Source organism: Shewanella sp. S23-S33 (assembly GCF_043359565.1).
GTDB classification, from domain to species: domain Bacteria; phylum Pseudomonadota; class Gammaproteobacteria; order Enterobacterales; family Shewanellaceae; genus Shewanella; species Shewanella oncorhynchi.
The window spans coordinates 292365-313105 of sequence record NZ_JBHFFD010000069.1; the positions used below are offsets into that span (position 1 = coordinate 292365).

At 46.3% G+C, this 20741-nt stretch carries 20 protein-coding genes; 11 read left to right on the forward strand and 9 right to left on the reverse strand.

Features of this window, described 5'->3' with window-relative positions; all coding sequences use genetic code 11:
• Positions 1-8: 8 nt before the first annotated feature.
• The 4 genes from ACHA99_RS20260 to ACHA99_RS20275 all read right to left on the reverse strand — a co-directional run bounded on the left by ACHA99_RS20260 (position 9) and on the right by ACHA99_RS20275 (position 2097).
• Entirely contained in the window at positions 9-455 is a 447-nt protein-coding gene (locus ACHA99_RS20260; RefSeq protein ID WP_393944631.1) for an NUDIX hydrolase, read from the reverse strand.
• 51 nt (positions 456-506) lie between these two features.
• Positions 507-1385: a neutral zinc metallopeptidase gene (locus tag ACHA99_RS20265; protein ID WP_393944633.1), complete on the reverse strand. Its 879-nt coding sequence runs from the start codon at positions 1383-1385 to the stop codon at positions 507-509.
• Between the two features lie 143 nt (positions 1386-1528).
• Positions 1529-1954 (reverse strand): hypothetical protein, encoded by a 426-nt coding sequence (locus ACHA99_RS20270; RefSeq protein ID WP_107949438.1) that lies wholly within the window; start codon positions 1952-1954, stop codon positions 1529-1531.
• An 11-nt stretch (positions 1955-1965) separates the two neighbouring features.
• Positions 1966-2097, reverse strand: coding sequence for a hypothetical protein (locus ACHA99_RS20275; RefSeq protein WP_263179985.1), 132 nt, complete (start codon positions 2095-2097; stop codon positions 1966-1968).
• Between the two features lie 367 nt (positions 2098-2464).
• On the opposite strand from ACHA99_RS20275, the gene ACHA99_RS20280 reads away from it, so the two are divergent.
• From ACHA99_RS20280 to ACHA99_RS20300, 5 genes are all read left to right on the forward strand, one after another.
• Positions 2465-3961: a DUF853 domain-containing protein gene (locus ACHA99_RS20280; RefSeq protein WP_263183358.1), complete on the forward strand. Its 1497-nt coding sequence runs from the start codon at positions 2465-2467 to the stop codon at positions 3959-3961.
• Positions 3962-4326: 365 nt separating this feature from the next.
• Positions 4327-4449: a hypothetical protein gene (locus ACHA99_RS20285; protein WP_105250371.1), complete on the forward strand. Its 123-nt coding sequence runs from the start codon at positions 4327-4329 to the stop codon at positions 4447-4449.
• Between the two features lie 279 nt (positions 4450-4728).
• The gene (locus ACHA99_RS20290; protein ID WP_105250372.1) at positions 4729-5685 is read left to right on the forward strand and encodes a TAXI family TRAP transporter solute-binding subunit; all 957 of its coding nucleotides are present in this window, start codon (positions 4729-4731) and stop codon (positions 5683-5685) included.
• A gap of 108 nt (positions 5686-5793) precedes the next feature.
• Positions 5794-7827, forward strand: coding sequence for a TRAP transporter permease (locus tag ACHA99_RS20295; protein ID WP_113939235.1), 2034 nt, complete (start codon positions 5794-5796; stop codon positions 7825-7827).
• A 45-nt stretch (positions 7828-7872) separates the two neighbouring features.
• On the forward strand, positions 7873-8298 hold the full coding sequence (locus tag ACHA99_RS20300) for a DUF1850 domain-containing protein (protein ID WP_393944637.1): 426 nt from the start codon (positions 7873-7875) through the stop codon (positions 8296-8298).
• Between the two features lie 27 nt (positions 8299-8325).
• On the opposite strand, the gene ACHA99_RS20305 is transcribed toward ACHA99_RS20300, so the two are convergent.
• Both ACHA99_RS20305 and ACHA99_RS20310 read right to left on the reverse strand, forming a co-directional pair.
• Positions 8326-9294, reverse strand: a complete 969-nt coding sequence (locus ACHA99_RS20305) for a diguanylate cyclase domain-containing protein (RefSeq protein WP_393944639.1) — start codon at positions 9292-9294, stop codon at positions 8326-8328.
• Between the two features lie 142 nt (positions 9295-9436).
• Positions 9437-9772: an FKBP-type peptidyl-prolyl cis-trans isomerase gene (locus ACHA99_RS20310; RefSeq protein WP_011845636.1), complete on the reverse strand. Its 336-nt coding sequence runs from the start codon at positions 9770-9772 to the stop codon at positions 9437-9439.
• Positions 9773-10006: 234 nt separating this feature from the next.
• On the opposite strand from ACHA99_RS20310, the gene trxC reads away from it, so the two are divergent.
• Both trxC and ACHA99_RS20320 read left to right on the forward strand, forming a co-directional pair.
• Positions 10007-10429 carry a thioredoxin TrxC gene (gene trxC / locus ACHA99_RS20315; protein WP_212599577.1) on the forward strand — a complete coding sequence of 141 codons (423 nt, stop codon included), beginning with the start codon at positions 10007-10009 and terminating at the stop codon, positions 10427-10429.
• Between the two features lie 58 nt (positions 10430-10487).
• On the forward strand, positions 10488-10922 hold the full coding sequence (locus ACHA99_RS20320; RefSeq protein ID WP_393944642.1) for a hypothetical protein: 435 nt from the start codon (positions 10488-10490) through the stop codon (positions 10920-10922).
• Positions 10923-11098: 176 nt separating this feature from the next.
• Here ACHA99_RS20320 and ACHA99_RS20325 read toward each other — a convergent pair whose 3' ends face one another.
• Positions 11099-12499: a DASS family sodium-coupled anion symporter gene (locus ACHA99_RS20325; protein ID WP_168827785.1), complete on the reverse strand. Its 1401-nt coding sequence runs from the start codon at positions 12497-12499 to the stop codon at positions 11099-11101.
• Between the two features lie 610 nt (positions 12500-13109).
• On the opposite strand from ACHA99_RS20325, the gene ACHA99_RS20330 reads away from it, so the two are divergent.
• Both ACHA99_RS20330 and ACHA99_RS20335 read left to right on the forward strand, forming a co-directional pair.
• On the forward strand, positions 13110-14276 hold the full coding sequence (locus ACHA99_RS20330) for an MFS transporter (protein ID WP_173496227.1): 1167 nt from the start codon (positions 13110-13112) through the stop codon (positions 14274-14276).
• 261 nt (positions 14277-14537) lie between these two features.
• Complete coding sequence (locus tag ACHA99_RS20335; protein WP_393944645.1) at positions 14538-15239, forward strand: pseudouridine synthase; 702 nt, start codon at positions 14538-14540, stop codon at positions 15237-15239.
• Between the two features lie 163 nt (positions 15240-15402).
• Here ACHA99_RS20335 and ACHA99_RS20340 read toward each other — a convergent pair whose 3' ends face one another.
• Positions 15403-16899 (reverse strand): SO_0444 family Cu/Zn efflux transporter, encoded by a 1497-nt coding sequence (locus tag ACHA99_RS20340; protein ID WP_393944647.1) that lies wholly within the window; start codon positions 16897-16899, stop codon positions 15403-15405.
• A gap of 2 nt (positions 16900-16901) precedes the next feature.
• A complete protein-coding gene (zntR, locus tag ACHA99_RS20345; protein WP_393944649.1) occupies positions 16902-17402 on the reverse strand; it encodes a Zn(2+)-responsive transcriptional regulator in 501 nt (166 codons plus the stop codon).
• Between the two features lie 352 nt (positions 17403-17754).
• On the opposite strand from zntR, the gene purH reads away from it, so the two are divergent.
• Positions 17755-19353: a bifunctional phosphoribosylaminoimidazolecarboxamide formyltransferase/IMP cyclohydrolase gene (gene purH / locus ACHA99_RS20350; protein ID WP_393944651.1), complete on the forward strand. Its 1599-nt coding sequence runs from the start codon at positions 17755-17757 to the stop codon at positions 19351-19353.
• A 70-nt stretch (positions 19354-19423) separates the two neighbouring features.
• Complete coding sequence (gene purD / locus ACHA99_RS20355) at positions 19424-20722, forward strand: phosphoribosylamine--glycine ligase (RefSeq protein WP_393944653.1); 1299 nt, start codon at positions 19424-19426, stop codon at positions 20720-20722.
• The last annotated feature ends 19 nt before the right edge of the window (positions 20723-20741 follow it).

Below are 20741 nucleotides of genomic sequence, written 5' to 3' on the forward strand. Positions count from 1 at the left end.
GTAAAGCATTAAAACTTTGCACTCATGACAATCCCGTTGAAATTGAGGCAATCTTTAATTCTTTGCTGCTGAACCGCGCTGAGGGTGTCGATATCGTGGAAGGCAAACTCTGAGTGTTCGTGGCTTAAGTGGATCGGCAATGGCTCACCTTCTGCACCATCTTTTGCCACCTCAGGCCCATCAGGCAATAGCAGTTCACAACGAAAAATAAAGGCTTGGGATTGATAGGCGCTGTGATAATACACGCCGCTCAAATAGTTAACCTGCACACCTAAGCCTAATTCCTCTTGGCATTCGCGCACCAAGGCCTCGTGAATCGTTTCACCAGGCTCGAGTGCGCCGCCGGGCAAACCCCAAGCAAAGTTACCGTAATTGGCCTTAAGCAACAGCACTTGCCTCTGCGCATTAGTAATAACCGCGTGGCTGCTCAATCTAAAAGTATCGTTAAAGGCCACTCAGTTATCCTTGCATTTCTGTTCGGTACGTATTTGAGATATCAGACTAAATCACTTCGCCGCAAAGGTATTACAACTGGCGAGATTACCCGAATCAAACCCCGTCTTAAACCATTTAACCCGCTGCGCCGAACTGCCATGGGTAAAAGCATCGGGCTGTACGGCGCGACCCGCCATCTGTTGCAAGCGATCGTCACCCACAGCACTGGCGGCGGCAATGCCTTCCGCTAAATCGCCCGCTTCAAGTAAGTTAAGTTGTTGATTGACATAATGCCCCCAAATCCCTGCGTAGCAATCAGCCTGCAATTCAAGTGCGACACTCAATTGATTCGCTTGCACTTTACTGCCAGATTGCTGGGCTTGGCGCACCTTAGTGCTAGTGCCCAGCAGGTTTTGCACATGGTGACCCACCTCGTGGGCAATCACATAGGCAAAGGCAAAATCACCGGGCGCGCCTAAGGTTTTAAGCTCATCAAGAAAGCTAAGATCGATATACACCTTGCTATCGGCGGGGCAATAGAAAGGCCCAGACTGCGCCTGTCCCATACCGCAGCCAGTGGAGGTCATATTGCGATAAAGCACTAACTTAGGCTCTCGATATTGCCCTTTGAGCAACTGGCCCCAAACGGTTTCTGTGGTGCCTAAAATGGCCGCCACAAACTGGGCATTTTCATCCTGTACCGCTGTTGTTGAGCTAGATTGGGATTGGCTAAGATGAGTTTGAGTATTCGGGTCAAGTGAAAGACCACCGGTAAAATACTGAAAAGCAATATAAATGCCGCCGATGAGCAACACCACGCGGCCAAGTTTAGTTCTCAGCAAAAAGGGCAAGAACCTGAGTAACAAGGCACTCGGCACACCCGCAGATGCCATTTGCTGGCCGCGTCTGTCTTCGATATTGGAGCTTCTGTCAGTGTCACGCCAGCGCATCGCATTCCTTCACTCTGTAGTTAAAAACTCTCGTTAAACCGTTCGTTAAATCGCTATTTGAGCCACTTAGATGCACAGCTCTGATTTCGTATTTGCACTCTAGCGCCTAGTGGTTAAAAGCCTAGCGATTAAGAGTCTAGTGGTTATTTCGCTTGTGTATCGCTTGTGGGCGCGTCTTTCAGTGAGCGTAAAAACAACCCTAAACCACCAAAGGCCAAAACGAGGATCACGATAAGTTCAAAGGCCGACATAGATTTAAAGTGGAATTGAATCGAGCTGATCACGCCCACAACCAAGGCCGTTAGCGAACCTAGACTCAACAGCCAAGCTAACTTACTCTTAGCGTCAAAAAACACCATCACAATACCGATAATAAACGGTAGCATCACCATGCCAGTGGTAATCGACATGCCTTGCCCAAAGGCATTCACTCGATATAAGCCATAGCCCAGTCCAAAACTAGAGCTCACCTGTATTGCATTGAACAATAAATAAAATCCACCACACATCATGGCAAGACCCATAAAAAATTGTCCCGTCCCGCCCTGTGTTCCGCCCGCACCTTTCATAGATATCCTTTCTACATTAACGATTTTTGAGTGGCTTGTTCTTTGGCCATTTTCAGCCGTTGATTTTCTTCTAATGCTTTTAGTTTTTCATACAAATAAAGGTTTTTATCCACCTCAGCAACACAGCGCTGTTTATCTCGCATAGGCTCATAAGATTCAACACAGGTTCTTGCACCACAGACTCATTAGGTGCAGGCAGATGTCAGCACAGTAAAGAACAAGAGCAGCATAATCAAAGGGAATTTCACCATCAAGCACGCCTCAGTGAATGACCCAAATAACACACCTCATTCATAGGTAACGCCCATATTGCCAATCACACATTTTTACTAAGTGATATCAAGCTTATTCAGGCCCCATGTTGACATAAATTACGCTAAGGCCAACACTCAATGATGAATTTTTATACGCATGAACGACGACACTAAAGTGGATTAAATACACAGTGGCTAAAATAAGGATGCTGCAACGATTCCAATATAAGCCCTACCGTTAACATAAGGAATGCCTTTGAATACGCTATTAATAGGAAAAGGTGAACAACAGGTTCACTTAAATCTTAAGTATGCCAATCGCCATGGGTTAATTGCCGGTGCCACAGGGACAGGCAAAACCGTGTCGCTGATGAGTATTGCCGAAGGTTTTTCACGCCAAGGCGTGCCAGTTTTTATCACAGACGTTAAAGGCGATATCTCGGGTCTAGCGATGACCGGCACTCCAAGTGAAAAGCTATTACAAAGGGCAACTCAAATTGGCATTGAGGATTATCACAACGAAGCCAATCCTGTAGTGTTATGGGATTTAGCGGGCGTTCAAGGCCACCCGCTGCGTACCACCATCAGCGAAATGGGCCCAACCTTACTCGGCCGAATTTTAGAATTGAATGACACCCAGAGCGGTATTTTAGACATAGTCTTTCAACTAGCGGACGACCAAGGGTTATTACTGCTCGACTTAGATGATCTGCGGGCCATGCTGGCCTTAGTTGCCGAGGAACGCAAAGAAATCTCCGCCAAATATGGTTTAATCAGCGCCCAATCCCTCGCAGCAATTCAACGCTCGGTACTAGGATTAGAGCGCGATGGTGGCAAAGACTTTTTTGGTGAACCCGCGTTACAGCTTGAAGATTTAATGCGCACTAATTTGCAAGGACGCGGCATTATCAATTTATTAGCAGCAAACAAACTGATTTTAACTCCCCGTTTATATTCAAGTTTTTTACTATGGCTACTCTCAGAATTATTTGAGAATCTGCCCGAAGTCGGCGATCCCGAAAAACCTAAGCTAGTGTTTTTTATCGATGAGGCGCATTTACTCTTTGAGGGTTGCCCACCGAGTCTATTAAAACGCGTCGAACAGATCATGCGCCTAATTCGCTCAAAAGGCGTAGGCGTTTATTTTTGCTCGCAATTTCCTGATGATGTCCCAAGCGAAATTCTCGGACAATTAGGTAATCGTATTCAACATGCCCTGCGAGCTTACACGCCAAGGGATCAAAAGGCCGTTAAAACCGCCGCCGAAACCTTTGTGCCTAACCCCAAACTGGTTGTTAGCGACGTCATATCCCAGCTCGCTGTAGGTGAAGCCTTAGTGTCTATGTTAGCCGACAAAGGCGTGCCAACTATGGTCGAGCGCGCGCTCATCGCACCGCCACGTTGCCGCATGGGACCCGCCACAAGTGAGGAGTTACAACAAGTCCGTGTCCAAAGCCCGATTGGAGGTAAATACGATCAGTTAATCAACCGCGAATCGGCCTACGAACGCCTTAACCAGAGACGAGTTGGTAACGCCACCAGCGACACCACATCCACAGCAAGTGATGCTCAAACGGGCCAAAAAGCCGAAGAACAAGGTTGGTTCAGTGAACTTATTTTTGGTAATAAGCGCCGTCAAGGGTTAGCTGAAACCTTGTCAAAACAAGCTGCACGCACGGTTGGCAGCCAATTAGGTAAACAAATTTTGCGCGGTATATTAGGTGGCATGTTAGGTAAATCGAGCCGACGTTAGGCATATGGTACTTAGTTAAGCCTCCAATTAGGGCCCACTAAAACCACAAACAATGACAAAAATAGAGGTACTGTGTCCTTGTTCGCATATTTCTTATACAGTTTAACGCTAGCATTAGCATTAATTATTCTAAGTGATAGATGGATCATGGTACGGAATTCGGTGATAAGATTATTTTGCTGTAATCGCTCATTGAGGCAAATAAATTCACAGATAATTATCAATGATTTTAGATATTTGTAATTTAAAATGTTGTAATTCGAGATAAAAATTTCGCTTCAATCAGGACGTCATGGAATAGGTTCAATTAAGTACGGCTTACATGATTAGCCTGATGAATAACCAAAGAGTACATGGAGTTTTATATGAGTAAAGAGCAAAAAAACCGTAAAGAATCGAAGAAACAACCGCTGATGTCTCCTAAAGAGAAAAGAGCAGCAAAACATGCGAAAAACGCAACTAAAGGTTTCTTAGATAACACTAAATAGTGTCTTGTTATTAGGAGGTTTGTCCTCTAATAACACAAATAGGGTTAACTTAGGTTAGCCCTTTTTATTGCCCGCTTCATTGAACCAACCAAGTTTCACCTCACAATACAACCTTGCTCAAAACAGTCTCAGATCTCAGTTTTGTGATACAAAAGTAGCCGCTATCGACTATAGCCTAATTGACCTTTTTCAGGTTTTATGTAGTTATATTGAGCTGATTACGGTATTTACCGCTCGAAAGACCCTACATAACACTATAAAAAATAAGGATATTTCATAATGAAAATCAAAAAACGTTTTGTCGCCGTCGGCGCAGCAGTGACTCTCACACTCAGTGCTGCCGCTATGGCTGCTGCCCCCGCCTTTATCAACATTCTCACAGGCGGCACCAGTGGTGTGTATTACCCTATTGGCGTTGCGCTGTCGCAACTCTACGGCACAGGAATCGAAGGTTCTAAAACCTCAGTTCAAGCAACTAAAGCCTCAGTAGAAAACCTCAATTTATTGCAAGCGGGTCGTGGTGAATTAGCGTTCGCTTTAGGTGATTCAGTCGCAGCAGCATATCAAGGTGATATTGATGCAGGCTTTAAAACGCCGCTGGATAAAATCCGAGTACTTGCCTCGGCTTATCCTAACTACATTCAAATCGTCGCCAATAAAGAGTCTGGTATTAAAACCTTGGCCGATTTAAAGGGAAAACGTATCTCAGTGGGTGCCCCTAAATCAGGGACAGAACTCAATGCCAGATCGATTTTCAAGGCTGCGGGACTAAGTTACGAAGACATGGGGAAAGTCGAGTTTTTACCCTATGCCGAATCCGTTGAGCTAATCAAAAATCGTCAATTAGACGCCACTTTACAATCTTCCGGTCTCGGCATGGCTGCTATCCGTGACTTAGCTGCGACTATGGCAATCAACTTTGTTGAAATTCCAGAAGATGTGATCGCTAAGATTAACAATCCCGCCTATCAACATGGCGTGATCCCAGCATCCACCTATGAAGGCCAAACCACCGACGTTTCTACCGTCGCCATTCAAAATTTACTGGTGACTCAAAGCGGTGTATCGGATGATTTAGCCTATCAGATGACAAAACTCATGTTCGAGCACTTAGACCGACTCGGTAACGCGCACTCCGCCGCGAAGACCATCAGCGTAGATAAAGCGACGAAAAATCTGCCAATACCACTGCACCCAGGTGCAGAACGTTATTACAAAGAAGTTGGTGCACTCTAAGTTTTACTGATATCTGTGCATCCTATTCCAAACTAAGCAATTGAGATGCCGTTAAATAACGGCATCTCGTTTATATCATCTCTGTAGTCTAATGCTGTGAGGCATAATATGAGTGATCCCCAACAAGGTCTCAGCGCAAATACTGGCGATTGGCCCAAGGCTCTATTTTATACAGCCTTAATTTTTTCTATTTTTCAAATCATCACTGCCGCTTTTCATCCCGTCTCGACTCAAGTACTGCGTGCCACCCATGTGGGCTTTTTACTGTTAGTGGTTTTTTTAAGTTATCCCGCTAAAGGAAAATCTCAGCCTTGGCAGCCACTCGCTTGGCTACTCGGTCTAGCTGGCATGGCCACAGCGGCTTATCAGTGGTATTTCGAAGCCGACTTAATTCAACGTTCAGGCGATCTGACCGATGCGGATATAGTGATAGGTATCACTTTGATCGTATTAGTGTTTGAAGCAGCGCGCCGAGTCATGGGCTGGGCGCTACCTATCATCTGTAGCATCTTTTTGATGTATGGCTTATTTGGCCAATATTTACCCGGTGACTTAATGCACCGCGGCTATGGATTCGATCAGATCATCAATCAATTAGCCTTCGGTACCGAAGGGCTATACGGCACACCAACCTATGTGTCGGCGACGTATATATTCCTGTTTATTCTCTTCGGTTCCTTTTTAGAACAAGCCGGAATGATCCGTTTATTTACCGACTTTGCCATGGGATTATTTGGCCACAAGCTCGGCGGTCCTGCAAAAGTTGCGGTAGTGTCATCGGCATTGATGGGGACGATTACAGGATCAGGTGTTGCCAACGTGGTCACAACGGGCCAATTTACCATTCCACTCATGAAACGATTCGGTTATCGCCCAGCCTTCGCCGGCGGGGTAGAGGCAACATCGAGTATGGGCAGCCAAATCATGCCGCCGATCATGGGCGCAGTGGCCTTTATCATGGCCGAAACCATTAACGTCCCCTTTATCGAGATAGCCAAAGCGGCATTGATCCCTGCGCTACTTTATTTCTGCTCCGTATTTTGGATGGTGCATTTAGAAGCCAAACGCGCCAATCTCTGTGGCCTGCCTAAAGATCAGTGCCCGAATCCATGGGCGGCAATTAAAGAGCGTTGGTATCTCCTTATCCCTTTGTTTATTTTAGTCTACTTGCTGTTTTCGGGTAGAACGCCGCTGTTCTCAGGCATGGTAGGACTCGCCCTCACATCGATAGTAATTTTAGGCTCAGCCATAGTACTGCGGCTTTCCTCTATGGCAATGCGCATTGCCTTTTGGATTGCCCTTGGCATCCTTTGCGCTGGCTTCTTCCAACTCGGGATCGGGGTCGTATTTGGGGTTATCGCCTTATTAGTCGCCATTTGTTGGTTTATTAAAGGCGGCAGAGATACTCTCACCATCTGCTTGCATGCACTGGTAGAAGGCGCCCGTCATGCCGTGCCTGTGGGTATCGCCTGTGCTTTAGTCGGTGTAATTATCGGCATAGTGTCACTGACAGGAATTGCCTCGACCTTCGCGAGCTATATTCTTGCCGTTGGCCAAGATAACTTGTTCTTATCACTCGTGTTAACTATGGTCACTTGCCTAGTGCTCGGCATGGGGATCCCCACAATCCCTAACTACATTATTACTAGCTCGATTGCCGCTCCCGCATTACTCGACCTCGGTGTGCCACTGATTGTGTCGCATATGTTTGTATTTTATTTCGGCATCATGGCCGATCTCACGCCTCCCGTTGCCTTAGCCTGTTTTGCCGCAGCACCAATCGCGAAGGAATCAGGCCTTAAGATCAGCCTTTGGGCAATCCGTATCGCCATTGCAGGTTTTGTGATCCCCTTTATGGCGGTTTACGATCCCGCTTTGATGCTTCAAGGTGATAGCTGGTTAGCCACTGGGTTTGTCTTGCTAAAAGCGACTGTGGGTATTGGTATTTGGGGCGTCATCTTTACCGGATATCTTTTACAAAAACTCTACTGGTGGGAACGCGTTATCGGCTTCCTTGCGGGTGCGAGCTTAATTCTTGCTACGCCGTTGAGTGATGAAATTGGCTTTGGGCTCGCGCTGCTATTTATCGTGCAACACAGCTGGCGAGCACGCAAACTCAAACGTCTTGCAGAGCAAGGATAAGCTCTTGATATTATTGGTTATTAATCAGCCATTGAAGGTAAACAGATGCTAGGCCTGTGCTTAGGCCTAGCGGGCACACTGTGGGCACAAGTGCCCACAGACAACTTCACCTTGGCATGGAACCACAGCATAGAAAAAATTCGCTGGGAGGAAGACTATAACGTCACGCCACAAGGATTAGTGTTGGTCGAAGCAAGAGTGAAAGGTACGGGTGCTGGAATGGAAATCCCAGATGATGCCTATCTTAAAAATGGCAGCTGGCATTATCAGCCCAAGCTGCCCATTTTGCCTGTGTTGCGCTTAGGTCGCACGCCCGAAGCAGGGGATTTTGAACTTTGCTTCACTCAAATCTCAGGAAAAGTGCAATGCCAAGCCATGAGTCATTGGATTGGCGTACCCAACAAACAAACAGCCGCGGTTGAACTTTGGGGTTGCGGCTCTTCAAATGTCACGCCAATTGATGTTCGCTAGGCAAGTTAAGGGATAGTAATCATCTGCTTACTGATAAAAACAATATCCATGCTTTCCTTGGTGTTTCACGCGATACATGGCGGCATCCGCGCGATCACAACTCTCGGCAAAACTATCACCATAGCCAAATATATCAATACCGATACTCAGGCCTACCTCTACTTCACAACCTTCTAGCAGGAATTTATCTCTATAAACATCGAGCAATGATTGTGCGAGCGCCCCTAAAGATTCACGATCAAATGACGGCAGTAATATCACAAACTCGTCACCCCCTAACCGTGCGATATGCGCAAATTCACCTGCATGAGATACCAAAGTATGCGCAACGTGCATCAACAGGCTGTCACCAAACTTATGGCCGTGACGGTCATTTAACGCTTTAAAACCATCAAGGTCGATAAAAAATAACGCACCGCGAATACCTGGTTGCGAGGATTCATCGAATACTTTGGCAATAGCTTGGCGATTCATTAAGTTGGTGAGTGGATCACTGTGGGCTAAGCGGGCTAAATCTATTTCGTAGCGCTTTTCTTGAGTAATATCGATATGGCTGCCCATCATTCGCAATGGTGTTCCATCAGCTAAGCGCTCGACAATACGCCCACGATCGGACACCCAGGTTATACTGCCATCTTTGTGTAGCATTCTGTGAACTGCTTGATAGTAATCGGCTTGACCATTCACATGATCTTCAAAGGCTTTTATCACCCATTCTTTATCTTCGGGGTGTAATTTACTTTTCCAGATATCAACATGGGCAGCAAACTCTTCAGGACTAAACCCGAGCATTTCACCCCAGCGCATGTTAAATATGGTTAAATTTCCGCTTGGAATATGCTGTTCCCATAGACATAAACCATTACCATCGAGGGCCGCAAAGAGTTTTTCTTCGGCACGATAATTCAACGCTGCTAAATGAGCGTTTTCACTTTTTAGCTGAGCGATCTCAGCCTGAAGTTGCGCAATTAACTCTGCTGCAGTATCCGAAGCCACGACAAATCTCTTTCCTTTAAGTGGGAAAATTGAGTCTAGTGTAAATCACCCTATGCCGAAGCAACATAGCGAGGAGTACAAGATGAGCCAGAATCATATTGGCTCAATCGAGCTTACACAGACTCTCGCAGTCCTGTCACGCTTAGTCGCGAGTCAGCACTTCGAGCAATTCGATCTCAAAGGTGAGATCAGAATTTGGTTTGATATGTGCCCCCACTTGACGCTCGCCATAGGCTAAATGAGCTGGGACTAACAACTTACGTTTGCCACCGACTTTCATCCCCATAATACCTTGATCCCAGCCTTTAATCACACGGCCAGTACCAATTACACATTGAAACGCCTGACCCCGATCATAGGATGAATCGAATTGGGTACCATCCTGCAAAAATCCACGATATTGGGTGGTGATTAGTGCGCCTTTTACCGCTTCTTTTCCTTCGCCCACTTGCAGATCGATTACTTCTAATTCAGTCATATCTTCATTCTCTTTTCTTGTTCGCACTTAGGGCGTGATATTCAACTTTGCGCAGGATTTTATCACCGAAGAGCGGGCTTGTCGGCGCAATCTAAACATTTCTGCAGCTTGGTTCACTGCTTAATCCTTAATAATAAGGTCATCATGGGCGATAACATCATCACTCGCCCTTTAAATTACTGTCGGTTAGCCCAATATATAAGTCGTATAAACGTTTTATTTTGGAGCTTTGCCATGATTATTGCCTGCCCCCATTGCGATACGTTAAACCGCGTTCCCGATGAGCGTTTAAACCAACAACCCACTTGCGGTAAATGTAAGCTCAGTGTCTTTACGGCTGCGCCAATTGAACTCAATAGCGCAAACTTTGCCAACCATGCTAATAAATCAGAGCTTCCCCTAGTCGTTGACTTTTGGGCCAGCTGGTGTGGGCCCTGTAAAAGTTTTGCGCCCATATTTTCTGCAGCAGCTAAAACTTGGGAGCCTCAATTTCGCTTCGGTAAAATCAATACTGAAGAACAGCAAGCCCTCGCGGCTCAATTTAATATTCGATCTATTCCAACCTTAATGATTTTTAAACAAGGCCACATACTCACCCAGCAAGCCGGAGCTTTACCCTCCTCAGCGTTTAACCAATGGTTAAATGCCTATAAATAAGAGGATTGAGCTAAGATACAAACGCTCAGCCGAGCTAATTTTGTAAAGGTAACGAAAATTGAAAAAAGCAATGTTCTTACTGGGCGCAGTACTCTTGCTAGTGGTGACAGGATGGGGTTTACAACAACATCTCACAATTGATACTTGTCTCGACAAGGGAGGGACTTGGAACGATGAAACTCAGCAATGCATTCGCCCATTTGAGCAAGGGATAGCCTTTACTCGCAGTGATCATAATTCTGCCGAGCCGCAGACGGCTTATGTTTATCTTTCCGAGAATTTACAGCAAGCAGAAGTATTTTTTGCCACAACAGATAAGCCTATTATTTTACAAGCCGTTACTGTCACTGAAGGCGATACCACTCCCGTATTATATAAAAATAACATTGAACAGATTGATATCATCAACGTAAAAGAAATCTTTTATCTACGTTATCAACATCAAGCAATTTATAGCGCAAATACTTTTAGTCGCAACTTAACCTCAAATTAAGTGCAAAACATAAGCATAGAGTAAGCTTCGAAACACTAAGCCTGACACTAAGCCCAAAAACTCGGTACGACGACTCAGCTAAAAACAAAATGCGTATCCGCCCTATGCTCTTCATAAGGCGAATACTATTCTAACGGCAACGTTAAAACACAAAGTTTCCATGAACTATGTCAGTGTTAAATATCCCAGAAGGTATGAGCGATAATACCCAAGACTATCATACTGATAAAGTTGATGATCATACCCACTCGCACCATTTCCGATTGCTTGATATGGCCAGAACCATAAACGATAGCATTGGGCGGTGTCGCCACCGGCAGCATAAAGGCGCAAGAAGCTGCAATACCAATCAGTACAGATAACATTACAGGCGATATGCCTAATGCCTCAGCAATCGCAGCAAATACAGGCACTAACAGTGCAGCGCTGGCGGTGTTACTGGCAAATTCAGTCAACATCACCACAAAAGCAATCACAGCAAAGACGAACAACGACATGTGAGTGCTGCCGAAAATATCTGTCATCCAGTGAGCTAAAAATACGCTGGTGCCAGTCGTTTTTAGTACTGCGCTCAGTGTTAAACCACCACCAAACAATATGAGTACACCCCAATCTGTGGTCGATTCAATTTTCTTCCAGCCGACTAAACCTAAGCCCGAGAGTAAAACGACGGCCCCTAAGGCGACTATGGTATCAAACTGAGTGATGCCACCTAATGCCTTAGCTAACGGTACACTGAAAATCCAGCAACATACGGTAGTCAGGAAGATAAGCAGAGTAAATTTCCCCTGAAATGTCAGCTTCTGAGCTTCAACATTCACATCGAATTTGGCAGAAAGATCAGGCTTAAAATACCAATACAAGGCAATCAACATCATAGGTAGCATGAGGATAACGGTTGGAATACCAAACTTCAGCCAATCACTAAAACTTAAGCCCACTTGCGCCGCGGCGATCGCATTCGGTGGGCTACCCACTAAAGTACCGATACCGCCTATGTTGGCCGAATAGGCAATACCGAGCAGTAAGAATACATAGGTGCTGTGGTATTTTTCGCGGTCGAGCTGCTGCAAAATCCCGAGTGCCAATGGCAACATCATAGCCGTAGTGGCGGTATTGCTGATCCACATCGATAGCAGCGCAGTTACTCCAAACAGCATCAAACAGGCGATACTGAGTTTGCCCTTAGAGGCTAGCAGCAGCTTTTGCGCTATGAGAGTATCAATCTTTTGATGGTGCAAGGCCGCAGCCAATACGAAACCACCAAAGAATAAGTAAATGATGGGATTGGCAAAGTTACTCATCGCCTCCTTGGTTTCAAACACCCCAAAGAATACGGCGAGTATAGGAACGAGAATCGCAGTGATACTGATGTGAATCGCTTCGGTCAGCCAAAGAATCGCTGCAAAGAACAAAATGGCCAGCCCAGTATTCACCCCTTGTTCGAAAGGTAAACCGTAATAAAGTGCAAATAACAGCACAATATCAGCCACTAGGATCAGCATTTTTTTCTTATCGAGCCCCTCGCTGACGGGAGCTTTATTAGGTGGAGCAGTACTTGAATCTGTTAAAGACATGGTTACAACCTTAATACCATTTTATTTTGACGCAAATTTAGGGCATAGATCACACTTGGCAAAGCGGTTTATTTTGTAATTTTATCACTTGGCAACAACATTTATTGCTGAGCTAGCACGCACAAACGGCCGATTAGCGACAATAATCACCAAATTCTGATCGACACCTTTGTTTTAAAATTTCAAACGGACAAAGATCGAACAAAACCTTGCCCACGTTGTAATTTTATTAATGTTTAAAACTGAGATATAGATCACGCCACACTTTCTACCAAGGTGATAATCAACTAATTAATCATACCTTCTGATCATTGGTAGGATTAGGTATTATTCCCCAAATTTGGCACAAAATTGAATGTGTGTAGCGCTAAATCGAATCTAGGTATCGTTGAATGTGCACTAAAACTGCGACGCAGTGAACAGCAAGCGACCAACACAAACGTATTGCAACAAAGCAACATAGAAAACCCAATATCTACATGAATAGTAAACACAAATATTATTCACCACCACAGTCAATCTAACTCACTTTACCCTGTCAGCGATCCAGCCTAAAGTCGCGACCGCAACCCCGCCTAGCGTATAATATTTGTCTGTTTTCGGAACCGCCGTGGAAAAAATTGCCTTAACTCAGTCGGCTCAAAAGCCCAGCCTTTTCGTCCCAGTAGCAGGGTTAAGTTTGTTTGCTTTGGCATCAGGCTACTTAATGAGCTTAATCCCACTGTCGCTCACTTTTTTCGAACTCAGCACCTCACTTGCTCCATTACTGGCCAGTATTTTTTATTTAGGTTTATTACTGGGGGCGCCTTGTATTGCTCCTGTTGTTGCCCGTATCGGCCACAGTAAAGCCTTTATCCTTTTTTTGAATATCCTTCTTTGCAGCGTTGTCGCTATGATATTAATCCCTAAAAGTGGAGTCTGGTTAGCCTCTCGACTTATAGCGGGATTTGCGGTTGCAGGGATTTTTGTTGTTGTTGAATCATGGCTATTAATGGCCGATACCCAAAAGCAACGCGCTAAGCGGCTTGGACTTTATATGACAGCGCTTTATGGAGGCACTGCCTTAGGACAATTAGCCATTGATTATTTAGGTACAAAGGGCAACCTACCTTACCTAGTGATCATGGGATTATTAGCCGCGGCAAGTTTACCCGCACTACTGGTAAAACGTGGTCAACCTCAGGTAAGCGAACAACAATCAATGTCATTGTCTGCGCTAAAAAACCTAAGTCAGCCTGCCATTATGGGATGTTTAGTCTCTGGATTATTGCTTGGCCCTATCTATGGTTTACTTCCCATCTATGTGGCACTGGATATGGGGCTTGATCAGCAAACAGGACAATTTATGGCCCTCATCATTGTAGGTGGCATGCTGGTACAACCTTTAGTCAGTTATTTATCTCCTCGAGTTAATAAAAGTGGCTTGATAGTAAGCTTTTGCCTACTGGGTGTCGCAGCATTATTGCTACTCACTCAGCATTCAAATATGACGCTGATTATTGGATTTCTCTTGCTTGGCGCCAGCGCTTTTGCCCTTTACCCGATTGCAATCAGCTTAGCTTGTGACGACTTGCCTGCTAGCCAAATTGTTTCAGCGACTCAAGTGATGCTGCTGAGCTATTCGGTGGGGTCAGTGATAGGCCCATTAGTGGCCAGCAGTTTTGGCCAAACGGAGTTCGGCTTACTCATTTATTTAGGCATATGCTGTATTCTGAGCAGTATTTACATTTTTGCTCAATTACTTATTAACACTAAGCCAAGTTTTTCCTCGCCTTAACAAGTCCCATAAAATACATTGCACTGCGACTCAATAAGCAGCCACTTAGTAAACGACATGCTCATCGAGTGGCTCAAATAGAAAACATCTGCGGTCAAATCAACACAAAACGAACAGCAAGATGATCCACAAAGGTCATAACGTTAAAAATCAGTACGCTTAGTTTTAACATTCAGACAGGGCAGTTGCTTATCCTCCCTAAGTCGCGATAATGCAGCTTACTTAAACACCTGTGCTGACTGTTTTTCCTGAGATTTCACTATGCGCCTCGACAAATTCCTCTGTAAAAGCACAGATCTTGATCGCAAAGCCGCAAGTGTCGCCATTCTTAGCGGCTCAATCACAGTCAATGGCGCTATCGCGACAGACTGCGCGATGCAAGTGCATGAAAATAATACTGTCAGCCTTAATGGAAAGCCGCTAGCGCCACGCCCATCTCGCTATATCATGTTGCACAAACCTGCTAATACCTTGTGCTCAAATGTGGATGGAGCCTACCTTTCGCTATTTCATCTACTCGATATCGATCGCGCATTTGACCTGCACATAGTTGGCCGCCTAGATGCTGATACCACAGGCTTAGTGCTACTGACTGACGATGGACGCTGGTCGTTTAATATTATCTCGCCTCAATATCAGTGCGAAAAAATCTATCGTGTTCAACTGCGAGATCCACTCGACAGCGAAGCGACTGCAGCCATAGCCGCAAAGTTTGCCGCAGGGCTAAATCTACAGGGCGAAACCGCCCTCACTCTGCCAGCAGCACTGCAGCAAGTGGATGAAAAAACCGTGCTACTCACGCTCACCGAAGGCAAGTTTCATCAAGTCAAAAGGATGTTTGCCGCCGTGGGCAATAAAGTGGTTGCCCTACACAGGGCGCAAATTGGAGCTGTGGCCTTAGATATCGAGGTTGGGAAATGGCGCAACTTAACCTTGGCGGAGATAAGCTCCTTCCCATCCTAATTGATTCACAAGGCTGAAGCAGACAGGCCGCCTACGTTTATCGACGATAAAAAAGCAAGCAAATACTGATAGGTTTGCAAATCAATCCCATAAAAAATCCCAGTGTTAGCAACAACACTGGGATGTTTATTTGTTTGATACTGCTTAGCGGAATATGAATAGACTAAGAACAGCAATCGTTGCGGCGAACCCAGCTTCTTGGGATCTTCTCAAAAACCACTTTTGCCATGAGTAACGCCAGCAATATGCCAGAGGTTGCCACTAACCATTGAGGTAACATTTGATGCTCTTCACCAATTTGTGGCATCACCACAAAACCAAAGGTATTAACCAGATAATTGACCAACATACCGGCCACTAAAGCCACGCCAATCACACCGCCAAGGTAGCCCCACAGCGCACGTTTACCTAGCTCTTTAGCCACTATGCCTAAAGTCGCGATATTGGTTGCCGGACCTGCCATCATAAACACGAGTACAGCACCCGGTGACACACCCGCCAATAATAATCCAGCGGCAATCGGTGTCGATGCGGTCGCGCAAATATACATAGGCACAGAAACGAGCACCATCACTAGCATAGCCAGAATGCCATCGCCCCATTTAGCCAAAAAGTCAGCCGGCACATAGGTTTGTACCAGAGCTGCGAAAAATAAGCCCACCAGCAGCCACAGCGTAGTATCACGCACTAAATCCGTTGCCGCATATTTAAGGCCAATTCCGACACGGCTTAATACGGATTGCGATTTAAACTCAGTCGCCATATCTTGAGTAGACGCACAGCAGCTATCGCCTGCAGTGTTAGCACTCACCTGCTCAGCATCCTTAGCTCTGCCACCACAGCAAGCGCCTTTTTTCACCACCACTATTTTTTCAGGCTCTGTGGTTTGACTGCCACAACATGACCCCACGCTTTCTACTTTAACAGCGTTAACCTTAACCACAGAACCCATAGTTTGAGCAGATCCCATGGTTTGACCGCCAACAGCCATAACACTTGAAGGACCCGCCATTAAGCTCGGCGCCGCCATAGGCGTCATTTTGATCTTCGGCTTTGGCTCGGCTGCAGGTGCATCAACATTGTCATTACCGCAGCAGGAAGACTTTACGGGTGTTATCGCAGGCCTAGTCGATGAGCAGCAGCTTTTAACCGCTTCGGCTTTTACCATCTCTGGCTGAGCCACTGATTTTGAAGCGCAGCAAGACGCCTCACCCTCTAATGGCTTATCTGATTGAGTATCTACCTTAACCACTGACTTGCCATCGTCATCATCGCGACCAACGAGTAAGCCCGCCACTATCGCACTGGTAATAGCTGCAATCGGTCTGACGATCGCCATAAAGGGGCCGAGTAACACGTAGGAAACGGCGATTGAATCGACGCCCGTTTCTGGCGTCGACACTAAAAAGGAAGTCGTTGCTGCTTTAGAGGCACCAGAACGGCGCAATCCTACCGCCGCAGGAATAACCCCACAAGAACATAAAGGTAAAGGTGCGCCAAGCAGCGCCGCTTTCACTACGGTTTTAAAACCGTGACCACCGAGCTGCTTTTGCATCCACGCCATTGGCACGAATACTTTTAATAGCCCAGCTAAAATCAGGCCCAGTAATAACCAAGGCGCCGAGTCTAAAAACAGATCAATAAAATTCTTCAGTAACATAATTAATTCCCTGACTCTTCATAAATGGCTTTGCCGTGATGATTCTGGTGCGCTTGGTACTGATTTACATTATGAGAGTGATGCTCAACGCGTACCCGCTCAATGCTGGACTCCAACGTCTCTAAAATAGAGCAATGTTCGGCGCTACGTGGCCCACCACAGCAAGCATCAGACAAGCTTTGTAAACTCGCTTGAAAATGATTCAGCTCAGCAATTTTGGCCTGTACTTGAGCCAATTTACAATCAACCATGCCTTTTACATCGGCACAGACTCGGTTAGATTTATCGAGTTCAATTGACAGCAATTCACTGATTTCATTGAGGGTAAAACCCACAGCTTTCGCCCGTAAAATAAAGCGTAATCGCGCAGCATCGGCCTCGGTATATACTCGATAGCCAGACTCAGTACGGCTCGACGGCGCGAGTAGGCCGTGCTTCTCGTAGAATCTTAACGTGTCGGCTTTCACCTCACATAAATCCGCCAATTCACCAATACGATACATGTCTTCATCCTTTGCGAAATAGCCCACAACTCAGGGATCATTTCCAGCATACAACTCAATAATGCAAGTATAAACCTTGGAGCCTACTCCAAGGTCAAGGGGTAATTTTAACTTTACTGAAAGCCAACACGGCAATGCCGCTTTGTTCTGATATGAATATTGTGAAATCACGCAGAAAAAACACCCGTAAATCGAGTTTTACGCTAGAATACGCGCGCTGTGACGAAGGGATAAAAAGTTAACTAATAAAGTAAAAATAGGACCAAGGGACTTTTGGAAAGCAGTACAGCGTTAAGGCTGTTCTGTTTTCCGAAAGATCCTTGAAACTAAAATAACTGGACCCTGTACCCAAATGACTGCTGCAAATAATGCCAGACCCATTCGTCGCGCGCTGTTAAGCGTTTCAGATAAAACCGGAATTCTCGAGTTCGCCAAAGCACTTCACGCCCAAGGTGTAGAATTGTTATCAACTGGCGGCACCGCTCGCTTGTTAGCGGATAACGGCGTGCCTGTTATCGAAGTATCTGATTACACAGGACACCCTGAGATCATGGACGGTCGTGTTAAGACGCTGCACCCTAAAGTGCACGGCGGCATTTTAGCGCGCCGCGGTCTTGATGAAAGCGTGATGGCCGATAACAATATCAATGCCATCGATCTAGTTGCGGTTAACCTTTATCCCTTCGCTGAAACTGTGGCTAAAGCCGGTTGTACCTTAGAAGACGCTATCGAAAATATCGATATTGGCGGCCCAACTATGGTGCGCGCGGCGGCAAAAAACCACAAAGACGTTACCATAGTCGTTAATGCGGCAGATTACTCACGCGTACTTGCAGAAATGACGGCTAACAATGGCAGCACGACCCATGCGACACGTTTCGACTTAGCGATTGCGGCCTTTGAGCACACTGCGGGTTACGATGGCATGATCGCCAACTACTTCGGTACTATGGTTCCTGCACACAGCACGGACGAATGCTTTGCTGATTCTAAGTTCCCACGCACTTTCAACACCCAATTAGTGAAGAAACAAGACTTACGCTATGGCGAAAACAGCCATCAAGCCGCGGCTTTCTATGTTGACACTAAAATTGATGAAGCTTCTGTGGCTACCGCGATTCAGTTGCAAGGCAAAGCCTTGTCTTACAACAACATTGCCGATACCGACGCCGCCCTTGAGTGCGTAAAAGAATTCTTGGAACCCGCCTGCGTTATCGTTAAACACGCTAACCCCTGTGGTGTGGCCTTAGGTAAAGACTTACTCGATGCCTATAACCGCGCTTATCAAACTGACCCAACCTCAGCCTTCGGTGGCATTATCGCCTTCAACGGCGAATTAGATGCGGCGACGGCGAGTGCGATCGTTGAGCGTCAATTCGTTGAAGTGATTATCGCCCCAAGCGTCAGCCAAGCGGCGCGCGATGTGGTTGCGAAAAAGACCAACGTGCGTTTATTAGAATGTGGTCAGTGGAATACTAAGACCCAAACCTTAGACTACAAACGTGTTAACGGCGGCTTACTGGTGCAAGATCGCGATCAAGGTATGGTCGGTTTAGAAGACATCAAAGTGGTTTCTAAACGTCAACCTACGGCAAGCGAACTGAAAGACTTAATGTTCTGCTGGAAAGTGGCGAAATTCGTTAAATCTAACGCCATCGTTTATGCCAAAGACGGCATGACTATCGGTGTCGGCGCTGGCCAAATGAGCCGCGTTTACAGCGCGAAAATCGCTGGCATCAAGGCCGCCGATGAAGGCTTAGAAGTAGTGAACTCTGTAATGGCATCCGATGCTTTCTTCCCCTTCCGTGACGGTATCGATGCCGCAGCGGCTGCGGGCATTAGCTGCATCATCCAACCGGGTGGCTCAATGCGCGATGCTGAAATCATCAAAGCAGCAGACGAACACGGCATGGCCATGGTGATGACAGGCATGCGCCACTTCCGTCATTGATAACAACTTAAATCAAACTTGGCCCTAGCGATTAGGGCCTTTTCCTTTGCGATGTGTGGGAGTTTTAACCATGAAAGTGTTAATCATTGGTGGCGGCGGCCGCGAACATGCCCTAGCTTGGAAAGCCGCTCAATCGGCTCAAGTTGATACCGTTTATGTAGCACCCGGTAATGCGGGCACAGCCCTAGAACCTAATGTTGAAAATCTGGCGATCAGCGCCACCGACATCCCTGCTCTGCTCGATTTTGCGAAAACCAATAAGATTGAACTGACCATAGTCGGCCCAGAAGCACCACTCGTTATCGGTGTCGTCGATGCCTTCAACGCCGCAGGTTTAGCGATTTTTGGCCCTACTAAAGCCGCAGCCCAACTCGAAGGTTCAAAAGCCTTCACTAAAGACTTTTTAGCCCGCCACAATATTCCAACTGCGGGTTACAAAAACTGCACTGAAATCAGCGACGCTAAAGCCTTCGTGCGTGAATTAACGGCCACAACGGGTTATCCAGTGGTCATCAAAGCTGACGGTTTAGCCGCAGGTAAAGGCGTGATTATCGCGCAAGACCAAGCTGAAGCCGATGCCGCAATTGATGACATGCTCGCCGGTAACAAGTTTGGCGAAGCGGGTTCGCGCGTAGTGATTGAAGAGTTTCTCAAGGGCGAAGAAGCCAGCTTTATCGTGATGGTAGATGGTAAAAACATTCTGCCAATGGCAACCAGCCAAGATCATAAAGCCCGCGATAACGGCGACTATGGTCCAAACACGGGTGGTATGGGCGCTTACTCGCCAGCACCTGTGGTGACTCAAGCGGTACACGATTGGACTGTGGCAAACGTGATTCGCCCAACGGTTGATGGTATGGCGGCAGAAGGCAATGTCTACACAGGCTTTTTGTATGCGGGTTTGATGATATCGCCCGATGGCAGCGCCAAAGTGCTCGAGTACAACTGCCGCTTCGGCGATCCAGAAACTCAGCCGATTATGATGCGTTTAAAGTCAGACTTAGTGGAACTCTGTTTAGCCGCCACCCGTGGCGAACTCGATAAAGTGACAGCTGAATACGACGAGCGCGCAGCCGTGGGCGTGGTATTAGCCGCTGGCGGTTACCCAGATGAGTATCGTAAATTTGATGTGATCGAGGGTCTCAGCCTTGGCGATAACGACGGTAAAGTGTTCCATGCGGGCACTGAGATGAAAAACGGCCACGTCGTTACCAACGGCGGTCGCGTATTGTGTGCGACGGCACTGGGTAACACAGTCACCGAAGCGCAAAAAGCCGCCTATAAATTGGTTGATGAAATCCACTGGGATGATGTGTATTTCCGTACCGATATTGGTTATCGCGCAATCGCACGTGAACAGCAAGATTAATTAATATCTCTATTAAAAA

What these genes read in the sequence shown, in the direction of transcription:
- ACHA99_RS20265 (WP_393944633.1), bottom strand. Translation starts at nt 1,385, where the DNA reads ATGCGCTGGCGTGACACTGACAGAAGCTCCAATATCGAAGACAGACGC.
- ACHA99_RS20270 (WP_107949438.1), bottom strand. Translation starts at nt 1,954, where the DNA reads ATGAAAGGTGCGGGCGGAACACAGGGCGGGACGGGACAATTTTTTATG.
- ACHA99_RS20275 (WP_263179985.1), bottom strand. Translation starts at nt 2,097, where the DNA reads ATGCGAGATAAACAGCGCTGTGTTGCTGAGGTGGATAAAAACCTTTAT.
- ACHA99_RS20285 (WP_105250371.1), top strand. Translation starts at nt 4,327, where the DNA reads ATGAGTAAAGAGCAAAAAAACCGTAAAGAATCGAAGAAACAACCGCTG.
- ACHA99_RS20290 (WP_105250372.1), top strand. Translation starts at nt 4,729, where the DNA reads ATGAAAATCAAAAAACGTTTTGTCGCCGTCGGCGCAGCAGTGACTCTC.
- ACHA99_RS20295 (WP_113939235.1), top strand. Translation starts at nt 5,794, where the DNA reads ATGAGTGATCCCCAACAAGGTCTCAGCGCAAATACTGGCGATTGGCCC.
- ACHA99_RS20300 (WP_393944637.1), top strand. Translation starts at nt 7,873, where the DNA reads ATGCTAGGCCTGTGCTTAGGCCTAGCGGGCACACTGTGGGCACAAGTG.
- ACHA99_RS20310 (WP_011845636.1), bottom strand. Translation starts at nt 9,772, where the DNA reads ATGACTGAATTAGAAGTAATCGATCTGCAAGTGGGCGAAGGAAAAGAA.
- trxC (WP_212599577.1), top strand. Translation starts at nt 10,007, where the DNA reads ATGATTATTGCCTGCCCCCATTGCGATACGTTAAACCGCGTTCCCGAT.
- ACHA99_RS20325 (WP_168827785.1), bottom strand. Translation starts at nt 12,499, where the DNA reads ATGTCTTTAACAGATTCAAGTACTGCTCCACCTAATAAAGCTCCCGTC.
- ACHA99_RS20335 (WP_393944645.1), top strand. Translation starts at nt 14,538, where the DNA reads ATGCGCCTCGACAAATTCCTCTGTAAAAGCACAGATCTTGATCGCAAA.
- ACHA99_RS20340 (WP_393944647.1), bottom strand. Translation starts at nt 16,899, where the DNA reads ATGTTACTGAAGAATTTTATTGATCTGTTTTTAGACTCGGCGCCTTGG.
- zntR (WP_393944649.1), bottom strand. Translation starts at nt 17,402, where the DNA reads ATGTATCGTATTGGTGAATTGGCGGATTTATGTGAGGTGAAAGCCGAC.
- purH (WP_393944651.1), top strand. Translation starts at nt 17,755, where the DNA reads ATGACTGCTGCAAATAATGCCAGACCCATTCGTCGCGCGCTGTTAAGC.
- purD (WP_393944653.1), top strand. Translation starts at nt 19,424, where the DNA reads ATGAAAGTGTTAATCATTGGTGGCGGCGGCCGCGAACATGCCCTAGCT.